The sequence below is a fragment of the Microbacterium jejuense genome (assembly GCF_039544225.1).
GTDB lineage: Bacteria > Actinomycetota > Actinomycetes > Actinomycetales > Microbacteriaceae > Microbacterium > Microbacterium jejuense.
Map to the genome: position 1 here is coordinate 321,260 of NZ_BAABLG010000002.1, position 18,287 is coordinate 339,546.

The following is an 18,287-nucleotide window of genomic DNA, read 5'->3' on the forward strand; positions in this document are numbered from 1 at the left end:
GGGTCACTGGCCGTTGTAGGTCTCGACCTTGACGATCTCGACGGCGATCTCACGGCCGTTGGGGGCGGTGTACGAGGTCTTCTCGCCCTCCTTGCGGCCGAGGATGGCAGTGCCGAGGGGCGATGCCTCGCTGTACACGTCGAGCTCGGAGCCCACGGCGATCTCGCGGTTGCCGAGGAGGAACACCTCTTCGCCGCCGGCGACGATCGCGGTGATGACGGTGCCGGGCTCGACGACGCCGTTGCTCTCGGGCGCCTCGCTGACGGTTGCGGTCTTCAGCAGCTGCTGGAGCGTGCGGATGCGCGCCTCCTGCTTGCCCTGCTCGTCCTTGGCGGCGTGATAGCCGCCGTTCTCCTTGAGGTCGCCCTCCTCGCGGGCGGCCTCGATGCGCTTGGCGATCTCTTCGCGACCGGTCGTCGACAGCTGCTCGAGCTCGGCGGCCAGACGGTCGTATGCGTCCTGCGTGAGGAACGTCACGGGTGCATCGTTGGACACGGCTGACTCCTTGGGGGTCCGGGGGATAAACCGAACGCCCCGGCTCTCGGCCAGGGCGCGATTCGTCGTGATCTGACGCCAGACTACGTCACCCGGCGCGACCAGGCAAAACGCCGCGCAGCACGCCGATCGCCCTCAGCCCGCAACAACCCAGCAGGAGTTGACGAATCCGGTCGTCGCGAGAGCGGTGGTGGGGATGACCTCCCGGAAGGCGCGCGCGTGCTCCTGCGCCGAGGGGAGTTCGACGACCCGCCACCCGACGATGCCGTGCTCCTGGTCCTGCGCCTCGATCGCACAGGCGACCGCCGAACCCGGCGGCGCGGTGATCTGGAACCCGAGTGACACCGAGTGCTCGTCGACGACCTCGAACGCAGTCGTGTCGGCGTCGACGTCGTCGAGCGCGCCGCTCACGGTGAACCAGCCGAACAGCGCCACGACAGCCACCGCGAGCGTGATGCCGCCGCCGATGAGCCAGCGCCGGGCAGGGGAGCGGCGACGGCCGTAGCGGTCGTCGAGCATGTCCTGCGTGGTCATGCCGCTCCTCTCGTGGCCGCGGCCGTCCGCGGGGGATCGGCCGGAAGATTAGGCTGGAACTCCAGGCTATGCGCTTCCGGGCATCGCCGATGACCGCGCCCGTTCGAGCGGGCAGAGCGAGGACCCCCATGCTTCACGTGATCGCCGCCTCTGTCAGCACCGCACTGGTCGGTGCGGCGGCGAGCCCGACGCCCACCCCCACCCCGACGCCCGCGGTCGACCCCGACACCGTGACGCCGGGCGTGGTGGGTTTCATCGCGACAGCCCTCATCGCGATCGCGGTGATCCTGCTGGTGTGGGACATGATGCGGCGCATCCGTCGCGGACGCGTGCGCGCCGACATCCTCGAGGAGCTGGATGCCGAGCAGCAGGCCGCGCGTGCCGCCGAGGCCACGGAGACCGACGACGACGAGATCGACGCGGGCGGCGACGACGTGGGCGAGGACCCGCGGCGACCTCGCGGCTGAGCGGGCGGCATCCCCTTCCGCCCGGAAGGATCGTGCGGCATCCCTTTCGCGCGGCAGGACCGTACGGCTCAGCCGGGCAGGCCGAGCGACGGCGACAGCGGCTCGAGGGCGATCAGCAGGCACGCCGTCCAATGGCACAGGAACGCCAGCACGGTGCACACGTGGAAGATCTCGTGGAAGCCGAAATGCCCCGGCCACGGGTTGGGCCGCTTGAGCGCGTACACGATGGCGCCGCCGGTGTAGAGCAGTCCGCCGACGATCACGAGCACCATCATGGCGGCGTTGGCGTGGAACAGGTCGACGAGGTACATCACCGCGGCCCAGCCCAGCAGCAGGTACAGCGCGACGTACAGCCAGCGCGGCGCGTTGATCCAGAAGACCCGGAACAGGATGCCGAGCAGCGCCCCGCTCCACACCAGGACAAGCAGGAGTGCGCCCTTCTGCGGCGGCAGCGCGAGCACGGCGATGGGCGTGTAGGTGCCGGCGATCAGCAGCAGGATGTTGGCGTGGTCGATCCGCTTGAGGATCGCCTTCGTCTTCGGCTTCCAATTGAATCGGTGGTACAGGGCCGAGTTGCCGAACAGCAGCAGCGACGTCGCCATGAAGACGGCCGAGGCCCACTTCGCGGGCGCGCCCTGCGCGAGCACGATCAGCACGATGCCGGCCGCGATGGCGACGGGGAACGTGGCGGCGTGGATCCAGCCGCGCCAGGAGGGTTTGATTTCGGGCGCCGCCGCATCGACGGCCGCCGCGTCCATCAGCGGCAGCACGGGGACCTCGGGGGCCCGGGGGAGACGGCGACGGCGGCTCATGCTCCCAGCGTAGGACCCGCGGTATGCCGCGGACGGAACATACTCGGTCCCACGCCCTCCGGGACTCGGTGCCACGCTAGGGGCGCCGGCCTGCGCGGGGTAGCGTAGGCGTGTGGCGCGCGGCGAGACGAACGAGGGCAGAGGGCCTCTGTATCGGCTCTACATCAACCGTCTGCGGCGACGCCTGGATCCGGCATCCGCCCCCCGTCACGTCGCGATGATGATCGACGGGAACCGCCGGTGGGCCAAGCAGCTGGGCTACGAGTCGGCCGCGCACGGGCACCGCGCCGGCGCCGCGAAGATGAAGGAGTTCCTGCGCTGGTGCGACGACGTGGGGATCCGCGTCGTGTCGCTCTACCTGCTCTCGAACGACAACCTGCGCAAGCGCGACTCGCGCGAGCTCTCCGACCTCATCGAGATCATCGCGCAGCTCGCCGACGAGCTCTCGCACGAGCGGGACTGGCGGGTCAAGCACGTCGGACGCGCGGACTCGCTGCCGGCGGACCTCGCGCGCGTGCTGGCCGACGTCGAGGCGCGCACCAAGGACAACCCGGGCATGCACGTCAACCTCGCCGTCGGTTACGGCGGCCGGGGTGAGATCGTCGACGCGGTGCGCAGCATCATCGCGCAGCACCAGCAGGAGGGCGGGTCGCTCGAAGACCTCGCCGCCAGCCTCACGCCCGAGCAGATCGGCGAGCACCTCTACACCGGCGGCCAGCCCGACCCTGATCTGGTCATCCGCACCTCGGGTGAGCAGCGGCTGAGCGACTTCCTGCTGTGGCAGTCCGCGCACAGCGAGTTCTACTTCGTCGAGGCGCTGGGGCCGGATCTGCGGGAGGTCGACTTCCTGCGCGCGATCCGCGACTTCACGTCGCGGGATCGCCGCTACGGCGGCTGACGCACCGGGAGCGCAGTCCGGTGAGCGTGCACCCCTGCGCTCTGCCAGAATGATCCGCGTGACCGATCTGGAGTCGTATCTCGCCTCGTTCGACGGCGAGCCGGGCTATCTCGACTGGGCCGCATTCGGCCCTCTCTCACCCGCGGTGCGCAGCGAGGCGCAGGGCGACACCGAGCTGCTGGGGTCGGGGCGGCGCAGCAGCATCGACCTCGTCGCCGATCACGTCCGCGAGGCCCGCGAGCTCGTCGCCGAACTCGTCGGAGGGGATGCCGCACAGGTCGTGCTGCAGCCGTCCACGACGTATGGGCTCATGCACGCGATCTACGGCCTGGCGGGCGGGCTCATGCTCGGCCGCGGCGAGTTCCCGAGCCTGACGGTCGCCGCCACGCGCGCGGCGGAGGCGTTCGGCTCGCTGGAGCTGCAATGGCTCGACCCGGCCGACGGCCTCATCACGCCCGACCTCGTGCGCGACGCGCTCACCGACGACACCCGAGCGGTCGCCGTCAGTCTGGTCGACTTCCGCACCGGCTACCGCACCGACATCGAGGCGCTGCGCGAGGTCATCGGCGACCGCCTGCTGATCGTCGACGCGGTGCAGGGCTTCGGCATGATCGATGTGGACTACCAGGCGGCCGACGTCGTGTGCGGCCACGGCTACAAGTGGCTCCGTGCCGGGCGCGGCACGGGCTTCGCCTGGTTCGGCGACCGCGCCCTCGAGCGCATCGCTCCGGTGCTGTCGGGCTTCCGCGGCGTCGACGGCGATCTGCCGGTCGACGCCGTGCCCGCCCCCGCCGCCTCGGCCCAGGCGTTCTCGATCGCGGGCGAGGACACTCTGGCTGCGGCCCGCCTGGCCACGGCGCTGCAAGAGGTCGTCGACGTGGGCGTCCCGACGATCGAGGCCGAGCTGACCGCGCGCTCCTCCGACGTCATGTTCTTCGCGGACCGCTATGAGGTGCCGGTCGTCACGCCGCGCGCACCGGAGCGCCGCGCCGGCATCGTGACGCTCGAGCCCGCGCCGCAGGACGCCGCGCCCCTCGCCGCATCCCTCGCGAACCACGGGCTCACGGTGACGACGCGCGCCGGCCGCCTCCGCGTCGCACCGCACGTCGGAACCGGTGCCGACACGCTGCGGCTGTTCGGCGACGCGCTGGCCGCGTTCGCCTCGACCCGGGTGTGGTGAACGGATGCCGCTGCCCCGGGCGGCGGCATCCACAATTCATCCGCTCTTAACCGGATTCACGCGTGTCGACGGCGCGCGAATCCCCCCGCGCGTCGTACTTTGATCGCATCGGGCAAGGAGCCCGGTCGAGTCGGCCTCAGGATCGCGACTCGTGACTCACCGGTCGACTCGTGACTGCCGGGTGAACCACCCGGGGCGGGAGTGGGTTGTGACCACACGAGCACCACACGAGCAGCGCAGTCAGGATCTCGAGCAGGTCGCGGAGTCCGATCAGGACCTGCGGACCTACGTCCTCGACACGTCGGTGCTGCTGAGCGATCCGCGGGCGTTCTTCCGCTTCGCCGAGCACAACGTCGTGATCCCGGTCGTCGTGGTCACCGAGCTCGAAGGCAAGCGCCACGACGCCGAGATCGGCTACTTCGCCCGGCAGGCCCTGCGCCACCTCGACGAACTGCGCGTCGAGCACGGGCGCCTCGACTTCCCGGTCCCGGTCGGCCAGGGCGGCACGCTTCGCGTCGAGCTGAACAATACGGACTCCGCCGTCCTGCCTTCGGGGATGCGCCTGGGCGACAACGACAGCCGCATCCTCGCGGTCGCGATGCACCTGGCGCAGGACGGCCAGGAGGTCACCGTCGTCTCGAAGGACCTGCCGATGCGCGTGAAGGCGGCGTCCCTCGGCGTGAGCGCCGAGGAGTACCTCGCCGAGCAGGCCGTCGACTCGGGCTGGACGGGCATCGCCGAGATCGACGTCTCGGGCGACGACATCAGCGACCTGTACGAGAGCGAGGTCGCCACCGGCGACGACGTCAAGGGACTCCCGGTGAACACGGGGCTCATCATCCACTCCGAGCGGGGCTCTGCCCTCGGCCGGGTGAGCGGCGACGGGGAGTACCGGCTGGTGCGCGGCGACCGCGAGGTGTTCGGCCTGCACGGCCGCTCGGCCGAGCAACGGATCGCCATCGATCTGCTGCTCGACCCCGACGTGGGCATCGTGTCGCTCGGCGGCCGCGCCGGCACCGGCAAGTCGGCGCTCGCGCTGTGCGCCGGCCTGGAGGCTGTGCTCGAACGGCAGCAGCAGCGCAAGATCATCGTGTTCCGGCCTCTCTTCGCGGTGGGCGGACAGGAGCTCGGGTACCTGCCCGGCGATCAGCAGGAGAAGATGAACCCGTGGGGCCAGGCGGTGTACGACACCCTGGGCTCGGTCGTCTCGGGCAACGTCCTCGACGAGGTGGTCGAGCGGGGACTCCTCGAGGTGCTGCCGCTCACGCACATCCGCGGACGCTCCCTGCACGACGCCTTCGTGATCGTCGACGAGGCGCAGTCGCTCGAGCGCAACGTGCTGCTCACGGTGCTCAGCCGCATCGGCCAGAACTCGCGCGTCGTGCTCACCCACGACGTCGGGCAGCGCGACAACCTCCGCGTGGGACGCCACGACGGGGTCGCCTCGGTGATCGAGACGCTCAAGGGCCACGGACTGTTCGGTCACGTCACGCTGGTCCGCTCCGAGCGCTCCGCCATCGCGGCGCTGGTGACCGACCTGCTGGAGGCCGGCGAACTCGCCTGATCACCCGCCGGTTCAGCGCAGACGCTCGTCACGAGGACGGGCCGGGATGCCGCATCCCGGCCCGTTCCGGCGTTCCGGCGCATGAGAAGAGTCTCATGACGATCCGGTGCTGTGGGCCCTGCGCGTCTGTCACCATGGAGAGGAAGGACTGCGAGAGCAGGGGACTGGGGAACAGACTGTGGACGCACGTACGGGGCTCGTGATCGGCGGCATGACCGCTGTCGCGGCGAGCGTCGCCGTCGTCTGCGCCGTCGCCGTGACCAACACCGCGGCGCTGAGGGACTCGCCCGCCACCACCGTTGCGGCGGCGAAGATCCTGGTGCCGGCGGCGTCCCCCTCCTCGACGCCGAAGCCCACACCGACCGCCGAGGCGGTCGTGACGCCGGAGCCGACGACGCAGGCCGAGGTCGTTGCAGCGCCCGACCCGACCGAGGTCGAATCGAGCACCGTCACGACACCCCCGTCCACCGAGACGGCCGCCCCGTCGAAGGTCGTTCCGGCGCCGCCAGCGCCTGCGGCGCAGGAGGTCACCGCGACCGACGAGGCTCCCGCCGATGTGAACGAGGTCATCGAGGCCGCGCGGACGGCGGGCACGTGGGACGCACTGCGCGCCTGGGCCGAGCGTCACGGCTGGTCCACCGGACGCCTCGAGGCCCTGATCGCGCGCCTCGAGCGCAGCGACGCGAAAGAGAGCGCCGACGACGCGCAGCGTCAGGACCAGGGCGCACCCACCGAGACGCAGACCGGTCCGGCCGACCGCACCAGCGCCGACCGCAGCAGCAGCCTGCAGACGGGGCTCGGGTCAGGAGACCACGGTAACGGCAAGAGCACGTCCACCTCAGAGCACCCCGCGAAGGCGGGTTCGAACGGGCACGGCAACGGTGTCGGCCCACACACGAAGAAAGACCAGTCGCGCAATTCCCCAGATAGACGCGACTGACCGCGGTCGGATCCCCCAGTCCGGCCCTTCACAGCCCCCGGCGTCCCCCAGCGCCGGGGGCTTCTTCGTGCCCGGGGGTGGGGAGCACCACGTCGCGCGGGGGCCTACTCCCAGCGGTAGCCGGCGCCGCGCACGGTCACGATGTGATCCGGACCGAGCTTGCCGCGCAGGTAGCGCACGTACACGTCCACGACATTCGAACCGGGGTCGAAGTCCAGTCCCCACACGCTGCTGAGCAGCTGCTCGCGGCTGAGCACGCGCCCCGGGTTGCGCAGGAACTGCTCCGCAAGCGCGAACTCGCGGGCCGACAGATCCACCTCGCGGTCGGCGACTGTCGCGCGCCGGGCGAGGATGTCGAGCACGACGTCGCCGTGCGCGACCGACACGCCCTGCTGCGGCAGGCTCTCACGCAGGCGCGAGCGCACGCGTGCCAGCAGCTCTTCGAAGGTGAACGGCTTGGGGACGTAGTCGTTGGCTCCGGCATCCAACCCGGCGACGGTGTCGCGTGTGCTGGAACGGGCCGTCAGCATGATCACGGGCACCACGGAACCCCGCGCGCGGAGCGTCCGCAGCACCTCGAAGCCGTCCATGGTCGGCAGGCCGACGTCGAGCAGCACGAGGTCGGCGTCGCCGCGCAGGGTGGCGTCGAGCGCTTCGGGGCCGTCGTCGACGACCATCGTCTCGTAGCCCGCCGACTCGAGACCGCGACTGACGAACGCGGCGATCCGCGGCTCGTCCTCGACGATGAGGATCCGCGTCATCCCGATGCCTCCCGCTGCAGCACGACGTCGCCTGCGCGCACCGGGGCCGGCAGCTCGGCCTCCGACAACGGAAGATGGATGGTGAATGTCGCGCCGCCTCCGGGGGTGTCGGTGACGGCGCAGTGGCCGCCGTGGCCCTTGGCGATCGCATCCACGATCGCGAGCCCCAGCCCTGAACCGCCCACCGTGCGATGCACGTGGGCTCGGTCGAAGCGGCGGAAGATCCGTGCGCGCTGGGCCGGCGGGATGCCGGCGCCATGATCGCGCACCCACAGGTGGGCGCCGTCCGCGCCGGTCGAGCTTCCGATCTCGATCGGGGTGCCGGCCGGCGTGTACTTCGCGGCGTTGTCGGCCAGCTGCAGCCAGGCCTGCAGCAGACGGTCCTTGTCACCGGTCGCCATGCCCGTGGCATGAGACTCGACAGTCCAGGTGTGGCCGGGGATCACGGCGACGAGCTCGCCGACACGAGCGGTGAGAGCCGCGAGGTCGACGTCGGTCGTCGTGTACGAGTCGGCCTCCGCCGCCGCCAGCATGTCGATGTCTTCGACGAGGCGTGCGAGGCGGTCGAGCTCCGAGATGCCGATGTCGCGCGCCGACGCCACGTCGGCGGCGTCGCGGGGGTTCATGAGTTCGAGGTGGCCGCGGACGATGGTGATGGGGGTCTTGAGTTCATGGCGCACGTCGTCCAGCAGCTGGCGCTGCACGTCGACCGAGCCTTCGAGGCGATCGAGCATCGAGTTGACCGTGCGCGACAGGTCAGCGATGTCGTCGTTGCCGTGCGGCTCCAGGCGCGCGGACAGGTCAGTGATCGAGATCGAGTCCGCCGTCTCGCGCAGATGGCGGATCGGCGACAGCAGCCGGCCGGTGACGAACCAGCCGACGACGCCGATCGCCGCCAGGACCGCGAGTGCGGCGATCAGATAGGTCGTCATCGCGAACGTGATCGGCTGCAGCTCGTCGCCGAGGTTGATGGCGCGGATGTAGAGCCCCTGATGGGGATCGCCGTCCATCGACACCGGGATGGCGATGTACCGCAGCGTCTTGCCGTCGGCCACCACCGTCCCCCGCTTCGTCTCGCCGTCGGCCGTGTCGGCGATCGCGCGGTCGATGAGCTCCTGGTTGTGGTCGATCTGGAAGCCCGACAGCGTGGACGGCACCCAGCGCGGCACACCGTCGACCAGTGCCAACGAAGCCTCATTGGTCGCGGGGACGAGCCGGGCGACCACGGCGTTGAGGTACTCGTCGATCGACTCGAAGTTGCCGATGTCGAGGCCGTCGGTTGCCTCGGGGGCGCCGTCCCTCGCATCGGTGGCCGTCGTGTCCTCGGCCACGTCGCGCAGCGATTTCACCTGGGTGACCAGGCGGTTGTCGACCGCCTTGATCGCCTGATCGCGCTGTACCAGGAACGTCACGCCGCCCACGATCGCGAGCCCCACGCACGCCACAGCGAGGATCGCCGAAAGGATCCTGACACGCGCGGGGATCGGGCGGGTCGACCGGGACATATCCCGATTATCCCGCCGACGCAGGACATGCGGCATAGGGGAGGATCAGCCCGGATGAGTCATCGACAGCAGGTCGAGCTTCTCGTCGAGCTGCTCGAGCGTCAGCTCGCCGCGCTCGACGTAGCCGAGGTCGATGACGGCCTCTCGGACCGTGATCCCCTTCGCGACCGAGTGCTTCGCGATCTTGGCCGCGGCCTCGTAGCCGATGAGCTTGTTGAGGGGCGTGACGATCGACGGCGACATGCCCGCGTAGGCGGCCGCGCGCTCGACGTTGGCCTCCAGGCCGCTGATGGTCTTGTCGGCGAGCACGCGCGACGTGTTGGCCAGAAGCTCGATCGACTCCAGCACGGCGCTGCCCATGATCGGGATGGCCACGTTCAGCTCGAACGAGCCCGACGCACCCGCCCACGCGACTGTCGCGTCGTTGCCGATGACGCGCGCGCACACCATCAGCGTCGCCTCGGGGATGACGGGGTTGACCTTGCCGGGCATGATCGACGAACCCGGCTGCAGGTCGGGGATGTGCAGCTCGCCGAGGCCGGTGTTGGGGCCCGAGCCCATCCAGCGCAGGTCGTTGTTGATCTTCGTGAGCGACACGGCGATCGTGCGCAGCGCACCGGACGCCTCGACGAGCGCGTCGCGGTTGGCCTGCGCCTCGAAGTGGTCCTTCGCCTCGGTGATCGGCAGCTCGGTGTCGGCGACGATCAGCTCGATGACGCGCTGCGGGAAGCCGAGCGGCGTGTTGATGCCGGTGCCGACGGCGGTGCCGCCCAGGGGGACCTCGGCGACGCGGGGGAGGACGGCCTGCACGCGCTCGATGCCCAGGCGCAGCTGGCGGGCGTAGCCGCCGAACTCCTGGCCGAGGGTGACGGGCGTGGCGTCCATGAGGTGCGTGCGTCCAGACTTGACGACGTCCTTCCACGCCTCGGCCTTGGTCTCCAGCGCGACCGCGAGGTGGTCGAGCGCCGGGATCAGGTCGTCGATGAGCTCCTGCGTGACGGCGATGTGCACCGACGTCGGGAAGACGTCGTTCGAGGACTGCGACGCGTTGACGTGGTCGTTCGGGTGGACCGTGGCGCCGAGAGCCTGGGTCGCGAGGGTCGCAAGGACCTCGTTCATGTTCATGTTCGACGAGGTGCCGCTGCCGGTCTGGTAGACGTCGATCGGGAACTGGTCGGCGTACTCGCCGGCGATGATGCGGTCGGCGGCGCCGGCGATGGCGTCGGCGATCGCGCCGTCGAGGGTGCCGAGCTCCTTGTTGGCCAGTGCCGCGGCCTTCTTGATCCGCGCGAGTGCGACGATCTGCGCGGGCTCCAGGCGGTCGCCCGAGATCGGGAAGTTCTCGACGGCGCGCTGGGTCTGCGCGGCGTAGAGGGCGTTCTTGGGCACGCGCACCTCGCCCATGGTGTCGTGCTCGATGCGGTACTCGATGTCGGTCACTGCTGTTCCTCCAGGTGGGACGGGGTCGGGGCGTCGGCATCGAGCCCCACGGTCACGACGGGCACGACGGTGCCCTCGGCGAGTCGGTAGTTGGCGCCGACGATGGCCACGCGCCCCTCGGCGACCGCGGTGCTGATGAGCTCCGAGGAGCGCAGGATGTCGGCGACGGTGTTGCGCAGGTGCTCGCGTCCGACGAGTTCGGCGTCGATGTCGTCGCTGCGCGTGGCACCGGTCTCGGCGGCGACGTGGCGCGCGGCCGGCACGATCGGCGCGATGAGTCGCCAGATGTGCGGCGGCAGGGGCGCGGCGTCGATCGCGGTGCCGTCGATCGCGGCGCGCACAGCCCCGCAGCTGTCATGTGCGAGCACGACGATGAGCGGCACTTCCAGGATCGCGACGGCGTATTCGAGGCTCGCGACGATCGACTCGCCGACGACCTGGCCGGCGTTGCGCACGACGAAGAGGTCGCCGAGGCCCTTGTCGAAGATGATCTCGGCCGCCAGCCGCGAATCCGAGCAGCCGAACAGCACGGCACGCGGATGCTGCACCGCCGCCGTCTCGGCGCGGCGGTCGACGTCCTGGCGCGGGTGATGCGGCTCGCCCGCGACGAAGCGGGCGTTGCCGCGCAGCATCTCGGTCCAGACCTTCGACGGGGTCGGGGCGTGGCTCACGGGGCCTCCTGGCGCAACTCGTTGATCTGATCGGTCACAGAACGTGCGGTCTCCTCCAGCGCGGCCTTCGTGGCCGCGCCGTAGATGAGCACGGTGTCGGTCCCGGCGTCGGTCGCGAGGGCGACAGTGATGTTGCCGGTACGTTCCGGGTCGAGGGAGTAGCGATCCCACGTGATGCCGTCGATCGTGACGGTGTCTTGGGGTGCGGACCCCGACAGGACGCGCGCGACCCACGCCTCGTCGGCGTCGAAGCCCTGCGACACGTTGACGAAGCCGCGCTTGTTCTCGTCTGCCGGCGCGTACACGACGTTGAACGCCTTGACGCGGGCGTCGGCGTCGATGGCGGCGAGGTTGACGACCCAGTCCTTCGACATGTCGGGGACGATGACGGTGCGGTCCTCGGCTGTCGAGATGCGCTGCGCTTCGGCGGCGACGTCGATCGCGGGTCGCTCGGGTGCCGATCCGCGCGGGACGGCGAACACGACCACCGCGACGACCGCGAGCGTCGCGAGCAGGGCGGCGACGAGGTTGCGGACGTTCTGGCTGGAGCGGTAGATCCGCGAGGACTCCGCCTTGCGCGCGGCCGTCTCGTCGGGCGTCTCGGGGCGTCCGAGCTCGGCGACGACGCGAGGCTCGTGGGCCATCAGCGCGTCCCGTCCTGATCGCCGCGGGCGGCGCCGTCGACCGAGGCGCGGGCGGCGTCGAGCCGGCGCTTGGCCCCCAGCAGCCACTCCTCGCAGCGGGCGGCGAGGGCCTCGCCACGCTCCCAGAGAGCGAGCGAGTGCTCCAGTGTGGGCGCCCCCTGCTCGAGCTCGGCGACGACTCTGACGAGCTCGTCGCGCGCCTGCTCGAAAGAGAGCGACGCCACGTCGGGGAGGGCCTCGGTCGACGCGGTCATGCCTTCAGTCTAATTGCGGGCGGGGCGACCCCACGCCTGGGTGGGATCCGGCGCGATCCGCGCGCAGGAGCGCGCTCAGAAGAACGGGCCGCGGTTCGGGCACCCGCCCGCCAGTTCGCCGCAGGCGACGTCGGCGATGACCGAGCCGATGAGCCAGATCACGAGCAGCGCGACGGCGAGCGCCACCATGACGATCGCGACGGCGATGGCGGCGATCGACAGCCCCTTCGTGCGATCGGGACGCCGCGCATCGACGATCAGTGCGACGATGCCGAGCACCAGCCCGACGGGGGCGACGAGGAACGCCAGCACGAACGCGGTGACCGACAGACCGCTGCTCGTCCTCCGCTTGGGCGCAGGGTACTGCGGCTGCACGGGGTACTGCGGCGGAACCGGGTACTGCGGCGGCTGCGCCTGGTACGGCGCGCTCGGGGGCTGCGTGGTCATGCGTCGTCCTCCGTGGGGCGGGGGTGGGCGGTCTCGGCGACTTCGCCGTCGGAGTGCGCGGCGAACGACCCGCGCCCGACGGTCACGACGAGGGGGGTGGATGCCGGAGCCTGCGCCGCATCGCGCACGATGACCCCGTCGCCGAGGTGGGCGATGGCGTAGCCGCGGGCGAGGGTCGACGCCGGCGAGAGCGCGCGGAGCGTCGCGCGCAGCTCGGCGGTGCGGCGCTCGTGCTGCTGCAGGGCCCGGTCGACGCGGTCGCGGCCACGCGCGGCGAGCAGCTCCACCTCGTGGGCACGGGTGGTGAGCATCGCCTCTGGCGTGCGCAGCACGGGACGCGACCGCAGCTGCTCCAGCTGCGCGATGTCGTGCCCGACCCGCTGCGTCAGCCGCATCGTCAGCCGTGCGCGCAGCTGTCCGACGAGGGCGCGCTGCTCGGCCACATCCGGCACCACGCGCTTGGCGGCATCCGTGGGCGTCGACGCGCGCAGATCGGCGACGTCGTCGAGCAGCGGGTGGTCGTTCTCGTGGCCGATGGCGCTGACGACGGGAGTGGATGCCGCTGCCACGGCGCGCAGCATCCGCTCATCGCTGAAGCCGAGCAGGGTCTGCGGGTCGCCGCCGCCGCGGGCGATGACGATGACGTCGACCTCGGGATCCGCGTCGAGGGCCTTGAGGGCCGCGATCGTCTCGGGGACGCAGCGGTCGCCTTGGACCGCCGCGTACTTGGTGCGGAACCGGACTTGGGGCCAGCGCAGCTCCGCGTTGCGGTGGACGTCCTTCTCGGCATCGGAGTTCTCGCCCGTGATGAGCCCGATGAGGTGGGGGAGGAAGGGGAGCGGCTTCTTGCGGGCCGGATCGAACAGCCCTTCGCCACGCAGCTGCACGCGCAGGCGTTCGAGGCGTTCGAGCTGGTCGCCGAGGCCCAGGTGGCGCATCGCCGACACCGAGAAGCCGAAATCGCCGCTCTTGACGTAGTAGTCGGCCTTGACGCACGCGACGACGTGGTCGCCGACCTTGAGGTCGCCGGGCAGCCGGTCTCGCGTCGAGGACCAGATGCGGAACGAGATCGTGGCGTCGGTGACGAGGTCCTTCAAGCGCCCGAAGACGTTGCCGCCACGCACGTTGAACGCGGTAATCTCGCCCTCGACCCACACCGAGCCCCACGTCTGCACGAACCCGCGGATCGTGTCGTTCAGGCGTGCGACGGACGTCGGAGCCTCGGGGCTGGAGTCACGAGGACGCACCGAGTCGGCGGGCGGCGGCTCGCCGGGTACGGCGGCGGGCTGGAACGTGGTCATGAGGTCTCCGTCGCGGCGGTGGGGTGTGCAGCCGGGCGCGGCCCGCGGGCGTTCTCGAACACGAGCACTCCCGCCACGATCGCCAGCAGACACGCCAGCTGCAGCGCGCCCGACACGGCGAGGCCGACCCACGCGGTCGCCACGGCGAGCAGGGCGGCGAGGAGCCGCGCGCCCATCGGGCCGAGGTCGAGCGTTCCACGGTACGCCGCATCGCCGGCGAGGTAGAGCGCGACGCCGCAGCCGATCAGCCACGCCTCAGGAGCCGCGAGGGCGGCGAACGGCGCGGCGAAGAAACCGTGGAGCCCCGCGGCGAGCATCAGCAGCCCGAAGATCATCACGAGGTGCTCGACGTAGAAGGCGACCAGCGCGAGCCCGGTGCGCCGATCCGGAGCGACCGAGGCCATACGGGACTCGGCGCGCGAGTCGTCGCCGTCGAAGTAGCACCACCACAGCGAGGCGACGAGGGCCACCGCGAGCACCGTGCCCACCAGCAGGGGTGCCTCGATCGCGTGACCTGTCGCCCCCACGCCGACCGACACGATGGATTCGCCGAACGCGATGATCATCAGCAGCCCGTGCCGCTCCACCATGTGAGAGGCGCCAGGGTCGAACCCGCCCCGCGCGCTCAGCAGGGCGGAACCGAGGAACGCCAGCAGCGGCAGTCCGAACAGCACCCAGTCGAGCGGGCCCTCGACGAAGCCCGAGATCACCAGCAGCACGCCCACGAGCACGTTCGACGTGCCGACGACGAACATGCGGCGTGCCGCCGCGGCCCCGCCGAGGACGATGAACAGCGCTGCATGGATCACGGCAACCACGATGTACGTCACGCCGAACAGCACGCCGGTCGCGCCGAACGCGTCGGGGATCGCGAGCGACATGACCAGGAACGCGGCCATCGCGGCGATGAGCGCGATGCGGAACCCTGTGGTGTCGGGCGTCGCCTGGTTGGTCAGCCATGCGAAGGCGTCGTACATCCACCACACCAATGCCAGCACGAGGGCCGCCTGGGCGATCCCGGTCGGGTCGGGGTGATGCACGATGATCTCCGCGACGCGGGTCATCGTGAAGACGAACACCAGGTCGAAGAGCAGCTCGATCGTCGAGACGCGCGCGGCGATGCGCGCGGTGCGCGCAGCGCGCGCGACGGGTGCGGGAGGGGTGGGGGATGCCACCCGGTCACGGTAGCGCACAGGGCGGACCTCGACAGGGGCCGGCGTCGACGGGGCGTCCGCCGGGCTCGCGCCCAGGGGCCGCCCCTAGAATCGAGGGGTGAGCAGCAGCACCGTGAGCATGCCCGTCCCGCGCGTCCCGCGGCGACGCGAGCCGCTCCAGGACATCGCCGGCCCCGGACGCAAGAGGGTCCTGCTGGCGTCGCCGCGCGGGTACTGCGCCGGCGTGGACCGCGCCGTCATCGCCGTCGAGAAGGCGCTTGAGCGCTTCGGCGCCCCGGTGTACGTGCGCAAGCAGATCGTGCACAACATCCACGTCGTCACCGAGCTCGAGAAGCAGGGCGCGATCTTCGTCGAAGAGGTCGACGAAGTGCCTGAGGGCGCCCACGTCGTCTTCAGCGCGCACGGAGTGTCGCCCGCGGTCGTGAATGCGGCATCCGATCGAGGACTCCGCGCCATCGACGCGACGTGCCCGCTGGTCACCAAGGTGCACCGCGAGGCCGTGCGATTCGCGCGCGACGACTTCGAGATCCTCCTGATCGGTCACGAGGGCCACGAGGAGGTCGAGGGCACCGCCGGCGAGGCGCCGGAGCACGTCACGATCGTGAACTCGCCCGAAGAGGCCGACACCATCGAGGTGCGCGACCCGTCGAAGGTCGTGTGGCTGTCGCAGACGACGCTGTCGGTCGACGAGACGATGGAGACCGTCCGCCGCCTGCGCGTGCGGTTCCCGGAGCTGCAGGATCCGCCGTCGGACGACATCTGCTACGCCACGCAGAACCGTCAGGTCGCGATCAAGAAGGTCGCCAAGGACGCCGACCTCGTGATCGTCGTCGGCTCGGCCAACTCGTCGAACAGCGTCCGCCTGGTCGAGGTCGCACTCGAGCACGGCGCCAAGGCCGCCTACCGCGTCGACTACGCAGACGAGGTCGAGCAGGCCTGGCTCGAGGGCGTCGAGACCGTCGGCGTCACGAGCGGCGCTTCGGTGCCCGAGGTGCTCGTGCAGGAGGTGCTCGACGACCTCGCCGCCGCCGGCTACCGCGACGTCGAGCAGGTGCGCACCGCGGAGGAGGACCTCATGTTCTCGCTCCCGAAGGAACTGCGACAGGATGCCGCGGGCAAGCGCGACGACCGCGCCCTGGGCGGACGGAGCCGAGCATGAGCGACGACGACGCACGCCCCCGTCCCCGCCCTCAGTACGGCGAGTACGCCAGCCCCGAGGAGCAGCGCGCGCGCATCCATCAGCCCGCGCCGCAATGGCAGCAGCCGGTGACGCCGCCGGCCCCGATCGTCACCGAGGCCGCGGACGCCGGCATCCCCGCGGCCGCACCGCCCGCCGCCGAACGCGTCGTCGGTGCGGCACCGCGCCCGCGCACTGTCGACCGGGTCGTGACGATCGCGCTGCTCGTCTACGGCCTGTTCAACGTCGTGACCTCGATCCCGTCGTTCCTCGACTATGCGGCCTACGCCGACACCATGTTCGCGCTGCTCGGCCTCGACGTGACGCTCACTGACCCGGCCGCCGGACGTCCCTACGGGATCGCCGCCGCCGTCGTACTCGGCGTCGGATGGCTCGCCACGGCGCTGGTGTCACTGTGGAGCTTGCGACGCGGGCGCCTGACGTGGTGGATCCCGCTGTCGGCCGGCATCCTCTTCACGTTCGTGACCGGCGCGCTGCTCGCGATCCCGCTCATGAGCGACCCGGCCGTGCTCGACGCGCTGATGGGCACCGCCGGCGGGTGAGCCCCGTGTGGCGCTCTCGCGCGCCATACTCGGGATGGCGATGCGCGTCCGGTTGAACCGTCGGGCCTCGCGTCTCGTGTCCCCAGCGGAGGTGACGGATGCCGCGAACCAGGCTCGACGGCGGGTCGGGGGCCGATGGCGGCAGGGCGACGCGTCGCGACGCCGTGCAGCTGGAGGCGCTGTACGACGCGCACGCGGCGCCGCTGTGGCGCTACGTCGTGCACCTGACCGGGGATCGGGCCGGCGCGGACGACATCGTGCAGGAGACGCTGCTTCGTGCCTGGCGCACGCCCAAGATCCTCGACGACGACCCGTCGGCGACGCGTTCGTGGATGTTCACCGTGGCGCGTCACCTCGTGATCGACGAGGCCCGCAGCGCGCACCGGCGCCGTGAGATCGATGTCGCCGAGGTGCCGGAGCGTGTCGCCGGTGACCGCACCGACGCGCTGTTCGAAGCCATCCTCGTCGAAGAGGCGCTGGCCGCGCTCTCGGTCGAGCACCGCGCCGTCGTCGTGCGCGCGTACTACCGCGGACTTTCGGTCGCCGAGATGGCGGACGAGCTGGAGATCCCGCCCGGAACGGTCAAGTCCCGGCTGCACTACGGTCTGCGCGCGCTGCGGCTCGCCCTGCAGGAGAAGGGGGTGACGCGATGAACCCCGACCACCCGCGGTTCGCTGACTGGGACGCCGCATACGTCGTCGGAGCGCTGAGCGCCGCCGACCGACGGCTGTACGAGGAGCACCTCGACGACTGCCCGCAGTGCCGGGAGGCGCTGGCCGACCTCGCGCCCACTCTGGGGCTGCTCGCCCGCGTGGCTCCCGATCGTGCCGAGGCGCTGCTGGACGGCGCCGCGGAATCAGGGCGGATGGGCGGCCCCGGCCCTGATCCGGGAGCACGGGCGCGACTCGTGGCCGTCGGAGCCCGCGAGACGCGGCGTCGCCGCGTGATCGTGTGGGGGAGCGCGCTCGCCGCAGCCGCCGTGATCGCCGTCGTGGTCGGGTTCGGCATCACCGCTGCCGTGGCCCCGGTGGTGCGCCCGGCCGAGACGGTGGCGCTGCAGCCTGTCACCGCCGTCCCGCTGACCGCCACCGTGCAGCTGACCGACGTCGCGTGGGGCACGCGCATCGACATGACCTGCACTTACGGCAGGAGCAGCGACCCGTATGCGCCTGACAAGGAGTGGCCGTACGTCCTGGTCGTCACGTCCACGGACGGCACGACCAGCGAGCTGTCGTCCTGGCGCGCCGGTCCCGGTTCGACCTCGCGCCTGCAGGCGGGCACCGCGCTGGACTCCGATGAGATCGCGTCGATCGAGGTCCGCGCCGTGGCCGACGGCAAGGTGCTGGCGCGCGGCGAGCCCTGATCTCCGGGCGGAGGCCGCGACGACTCACCGCCGGCTGAGACGACGGATGCCGCGGCACCGGCCCTCGGGGGGGCACGGTGCCGCGGCATCCGATCA

Annotated in this window: 21 protein-coding genes; 9 read left to right on the forward strand and 12 right to left on the reverse strand. The window is 71.1% G+C overall.

Annotation, left to right across the window (positions count from 1 at the left end):
* Positions 1-3 precede the first annotated feature (3 nt).
* Positions 4-495 carry a transcription elongation factor GreA gene (gene greA, locus ABEA46_RS03845; protein ID WP_191171993.1) on the reverse strand — a complete coding sequence of 164 codons (492 nt, stop codon included), beginning with the start codon at positions 493-495 and terminating at the stop codon, positions 4-6.
* A 135-nt stretch (positions 496-630) separates the two neighbouring features.
* The gene (locus tag ABEA46_RS03850) at positions 631-1,029 is read right to left on the reverse strand and encodes a DUF4307 domain-containing protein (protein WP_345543033.1); all 399 of its coding nucleotides are present in this window, start codon (positions 1,027-1,029) and stop codon (positions 631-633) included.
* A gap of 128 nt (positions 1,030-1,157) precedes the next feature.
* Between ABEA46_RS03850 and ABEA46_RS03855 the strand changes: the two genes are divergently transcribed.
* Positions 1,158-1,496 (forward strand): hypothetical protein, encoded by a 339-nt coding sequence (locus ABEA46_RS03855; RefSeq protein WP_345543034.1) that lies wholly within the window; start codon positions 1,158-1,160, stop codon positions 1,494-1,496.
* Positions 1,497-1,564: 68 nt separating this feature from the next.
* Here ABEA46_RS03855 and trhA read toward each other — a convergent pair whose 3' ends face one another.
* Positions 1,565-2,308, reverse strand: coding sequence for a PAQR family membrane homeostasis protein TrhA (trhA, locus tag ABEA46_RS03860; RefSeq protein WP_345543035.1), 744 nt, complete (start codon positions 2,306-2,308; stop codon positions 1,565-1,567).
* 112 nt (positions 2,309-2,420) lie between these two features.
* Here trhA and ABEA46_RS03865 point away from each other — a divergent pair, with 112 nt between their 5' ends.
* From ABEA46_RS03865 to ABEA46_RS03880, 4 genes are all read left to right on the forward strand, one after another.
* On the forward strand, positions 2,421-3,206 hold the full coding sequence (locus tag ABEA46_RS03865; RefSeq protein ID WP_345543036.1) for an isoprenyl transferase: 786 nt from the start codon (positions 2,421-2,423) through the stop codon (positions 3,204-3,206).
* A 49-nt stretch (positions 3,207-3,255) separates the two neighbouring features.
* On the forward strand, positions 3,256-4,386 hold the full coding sequence (locus ABEA46_RS03870; RefSeq protein ID WP_345543037.1) for an aminotransferase class V-fold PLP-dependent enzyme: 1,131 nt from the start codon (positions 3,256-3,258) through the stop codon (positions 4,384-4,386).
* A 208-nt stretch (positions 4,387-4,594) separates the two neighbouring features.
* On the forward strand, positions 4,595-5,950 hold the full coding sequence (phoH2, locus tag ABEA46_RS03875; RefSeq protein ID WP_345543038.1) for an RNA 5'-3' helicase PhoH2: 1,356 nt from the start codon (positions 4,595-4,597) through the stop codon (positions 5,948-5,950).
* Between the two features lie 178 nt (positions 5,951-6,128).
* Positions 6,129-6,890 (forward strand): hypothetical protein, encoded by a 762-nt coding sequence (locus ABEA46_RS03880; protein ID WP_345543039.1) that lies wholly within the window; start codon positions 6,129-6,131, stop codon positions 6,888-6,890.
* Positions 6,891-6,994: 104 nt separating this feature from the next.
* Here the strand turns inward: ABEA46_RS03880 and ABEA46_RS03885 are convergent, their stop codons facing one another.
* From ABEA46_RS03885 to ABEA46_RS03925, 9 genes are all read right to left on the reverse strand, one after another.
* Entirely contained in the window at positions 6,995-7,651 is a 657-nt protein-coding gene (locus tag ABEA46_RS03885; RefSeq protein WP_345543040.1) for a response regulator transcription factor, read from the reverse strand.
* On the reverse strand, positions 7,648-9,156 hold the full coding sequence (locus ABEA46_RS03890) for a sensor histidine kinase (RefSeq protein WP_345543041.1): 1,509 nt from the start codon (positions 9,154-9,156) through the stop codon (positions 7,648-7,650). The genes ABEA46_RS03885 and ABEA46_RS03890 overlap by 4 nt, the downstream gene beginning before the upstream one ends.
* Before the next feature lie 45 nt (positions 9,157-9,201).
* On the reverse strand, positions 9,202-10,596 hold the full coding sequence (locus tag ABEA46_RS03895; RefSeq protein WP_345543042.1) for a class II fumarate hydratase: 1,395 nt from the start codon (positions 10,594-10,596) through the stop codon (positions 9,202-9,204).
* A complete protein-coding gene (locus ABEA46_RS03900) occupies positions 10,593-11,228 on the reverse strand; it encodes a carbonic anhydrase (protein WP_425563153.1) in 636 nt (211 codons plus the stop codon). The genes ABEA46_RS03895 and ABEA46_RS03900 overlap by 4 nt, the downstream gene beginning before the upstream one ends.
* Before the next feature lie 35 nt (positions 11,229-11,263).
* The gene (locus ABEA46_RS03905) at positions 11,264-11,911 is read right to left on the reverse strand and encodes a DUF4245 family protein (protein WP_345543044.1); all 648 of its coding nucleotides are present in this window, start codon (positions 11,909-11,911) and stop codon (positions 11,264-11,266) included.
* On the reverse strand, positions 11,911-12,165 hold the full coding sequence (locus ABEA46_RS03910; RefSeq protein ID WP_345543045.1) for an exodeoxyribonuclease VII small subunit: 255 nt from the start codon (positions 12,163-12,165) through the stop codon (positions 11,911-11,913). Before ABEA46_RS03910 ends, ABEA46_RS03905 begins: the two co-directional genes overlap by 1 nt.
* 75 nt (positions 12,166-12,240) lie before the next feature.
* Positions 12,241-12,612, reverse strand: coding sequence for a hypothetical protein (locus ABEA46_RS03915; protein WP_345543046.1), 372 nt, complete (start codon positions 12,610-12,612; stop codon positions 12,241-12,243).
* Positions 12,609-13,913 (reverse strand): exodeoxyribonuclease VII large subunit, encoded by a 1,305-nt coding sequence (xseA, locus tag ABEA46_RS03920; RefSeq protein WP_345543047.1) that lies wholly within the window; start codon positions 13,911-13,913, stop codon positions 12,609-12,611. Before xseA ends, ABEA46_RS03915 begins: the two co-directional genes overlap by 4 nt.
* Positions 13,910-15,088, reverse strand: a complete 1,179-nt coding sequence (locus ABEA46_RS03925) for a low temperature requirement protein A (protein ID WP_345543048.1) — start codon at positions 15,086-15,088, stop codon at positions 13,910-13,912. Before ABEA46_RS03925 ends, xseA begins: the two co-directional genes overlap by 4 nt.
* Before the next feature lie 118 nt (positions 15,089-15,206).
* On the opposite strand from ABEA46_RS03925, the gene ABEA46_RS03930 reads away from it, so the two are divergent.
* The 4 genes from ABEA46_RS03930 to ABEA46_RS03945 all read left to right on the forward strand — a co-directional run bounded on the left by ABEA46_RS03930 (position 15,207) and on the right by ABEA46_RS03945 (position 18,191).
* Positions 15,207-16,247 carry a 4-hydroxy-3-methylbut-2-enyl diphosphate reductase gene (locus ABEA46_RS03930; protein WP_425563154.1) on the forward strand — a complete coding sequence of 347 codons (1,041 nt, stop codon included), beginning with the start codon at positions 15,207-15,209 and terminating at the stop codon, positions 16,245-16,247.
* A complete protein-coding gene (locus ABEA46_RS03935) occupies positions 16,244-16,828 on the forward strand; it encodes a DUF6264 family protein (protein ID WP_345543050.1) in 585 nt (194 codons plus the stop codon). Before ABEA46_RS03930 ends, ABEA46_RS03935 begins: the two co-directional genes overlap by 4 nt.
* A gap of 98 nt (positions 16,829-16,926) precedes the next feature.
* Positions 16,927-17,481, forward strand: a complete 555-nt coding sequence (locus ABEA46_RS03940) for a sigma-70 family RNA polymerase sigma factor (RefSeq protein WP_345543051.1) — start codon at positions 16,927-16,929, stop codon at positions 17,479-17,481.
* Entirely contained in the window at positions 17,478-18,191 is a 714-nt protein-coding gene (locus ABEA46_RS03945; RefSeq protein ID WP_345543052.1) for an anti-sigma factor family protein, read from the forward strand. The genes ABEA46_RS03940 and ABEA46_RS03945 overlap by 4 nt, the downstream gene beginning before the upstream one ends.
* Positions 18,192-18,287 lie beyond the last annotated feature (96 nt).

What these genes read in the sequence shown, in the direction of transcription:
- ABEA46_RS03890 (WP_345543041.1), bottom strand. Translation starts at nt 9,156, where the DNA reads ATGTCCCGGTCGACCCGCCCGATCCCCGCGCGTGTCAGGATCCTTTCG.
- ABEA46_RS03945 (WP_345543052.1), top strand. Translation starts at nt 17,478, where the DNA reads ATGAACCCCGACCACCCGCGGTTCGCTGACTGGGACGCCGCATACGTC.
- trhA (WP_345543035.1), bottom strand. Translation starts at nt 2,308, where the DNA reads ATGAGCCGCCGTCGCCGTCTCCCCCGGGCCCCCGAGGTCCCCGTGCTG.
- ABEA46_RS03940 (WP_345543051.1), top strand. Translation starts at nt 16,927, where the DNA reads ATGCCGCGAACCAGGCTCGACGGCGGGTCGGGGGCCGATGGCGGCAGG.
- ABEA46_RS03910 (WP_345543045.1), bottom strand. Translation starts at nt 12,165, where the DNA reads ATGACCGCGTCGACCGAGGCCCTCCCCGACGTGGCGTCGCTCTCTTTC.
- ABEA46_RS03900 (WP_425563153.1), bottom strand. Translation starts at nt 11,228, where the DNA reads ATGCTGCGCGGCAACGCCCGCTTCGTCGCGGGCGAGCCGCATCACCCG.
- ABEA46_RS03905 (WP_345543044.1), bottom strand. Translation starts at nt 11,911, where the DNA reads ATGGCCCACGAGCCTCGCGTCGTCGCCGAGCTCGGACGCCCCGAGACG.
- ABEA46_RS03915 (WP_345543046.1), bottom strand. Translation starts at nt 12,612, where the DNA reads ATGACCACGCAGCCCCCGAGCGCGCCGTACCAGGCGCAGCCGCCGCAG.
- ABEA46_RS03885 (WP_345543040.1), bottom strand. Translation starts at nt 7,651, where the DNA reads ATGACGCGGATCCTCATCGTCGAGGACGAGCCGCGGATCGCCGCGTTC.
- ABEA46_RS03855 (WP_345543034.1), top strand. Translation starts at nt 1,158, where the DNA reads ATGCTTCACGTGATCGCCGCCTCTGTCAGCACCGCACTGGTCGGTGCG.
- ABEA46_RS03850 (WP_345543033.1), bottom strand. Translation starts at nt 1,029, where the DNA reads ATGACCACGCAGGACATGCTCGACGACCGCTACGGCCGTCGCCGCTCC.
- ABEA46_RS03930 (WP_425563154.1), top strand. Translation starts at nt 15,207, where the DNA reads ATGCCCGTCCCGCGCGTCCCGCGGCGACGCGAGCCGCTCCAGGACATC.
- xseA (WP_345543047.1), bottom strand. Translation starts at nt 13,913, where the DNA reads ATGACCACGTTCCAGCCCGCCGCCGTACCCGGCGAGCCGCCGCCCGCC.
- ABEA46_RS03870 (WP_345543037.1), top strand. Translation starts at nt 3,256, where the DNA reads ATGATCCGCGTGACCGATCTGGAGTCGTATCTCGCCTCGTTCGACGGC.
- ABEA46_RS03935 (WP_345543050.1), top strand. Translation starts at nt 16,244, where the DNA reads ATGAGCGACGACGACGCACGCCCCCGTCCCCGCCCTCAGTACGGCGAG.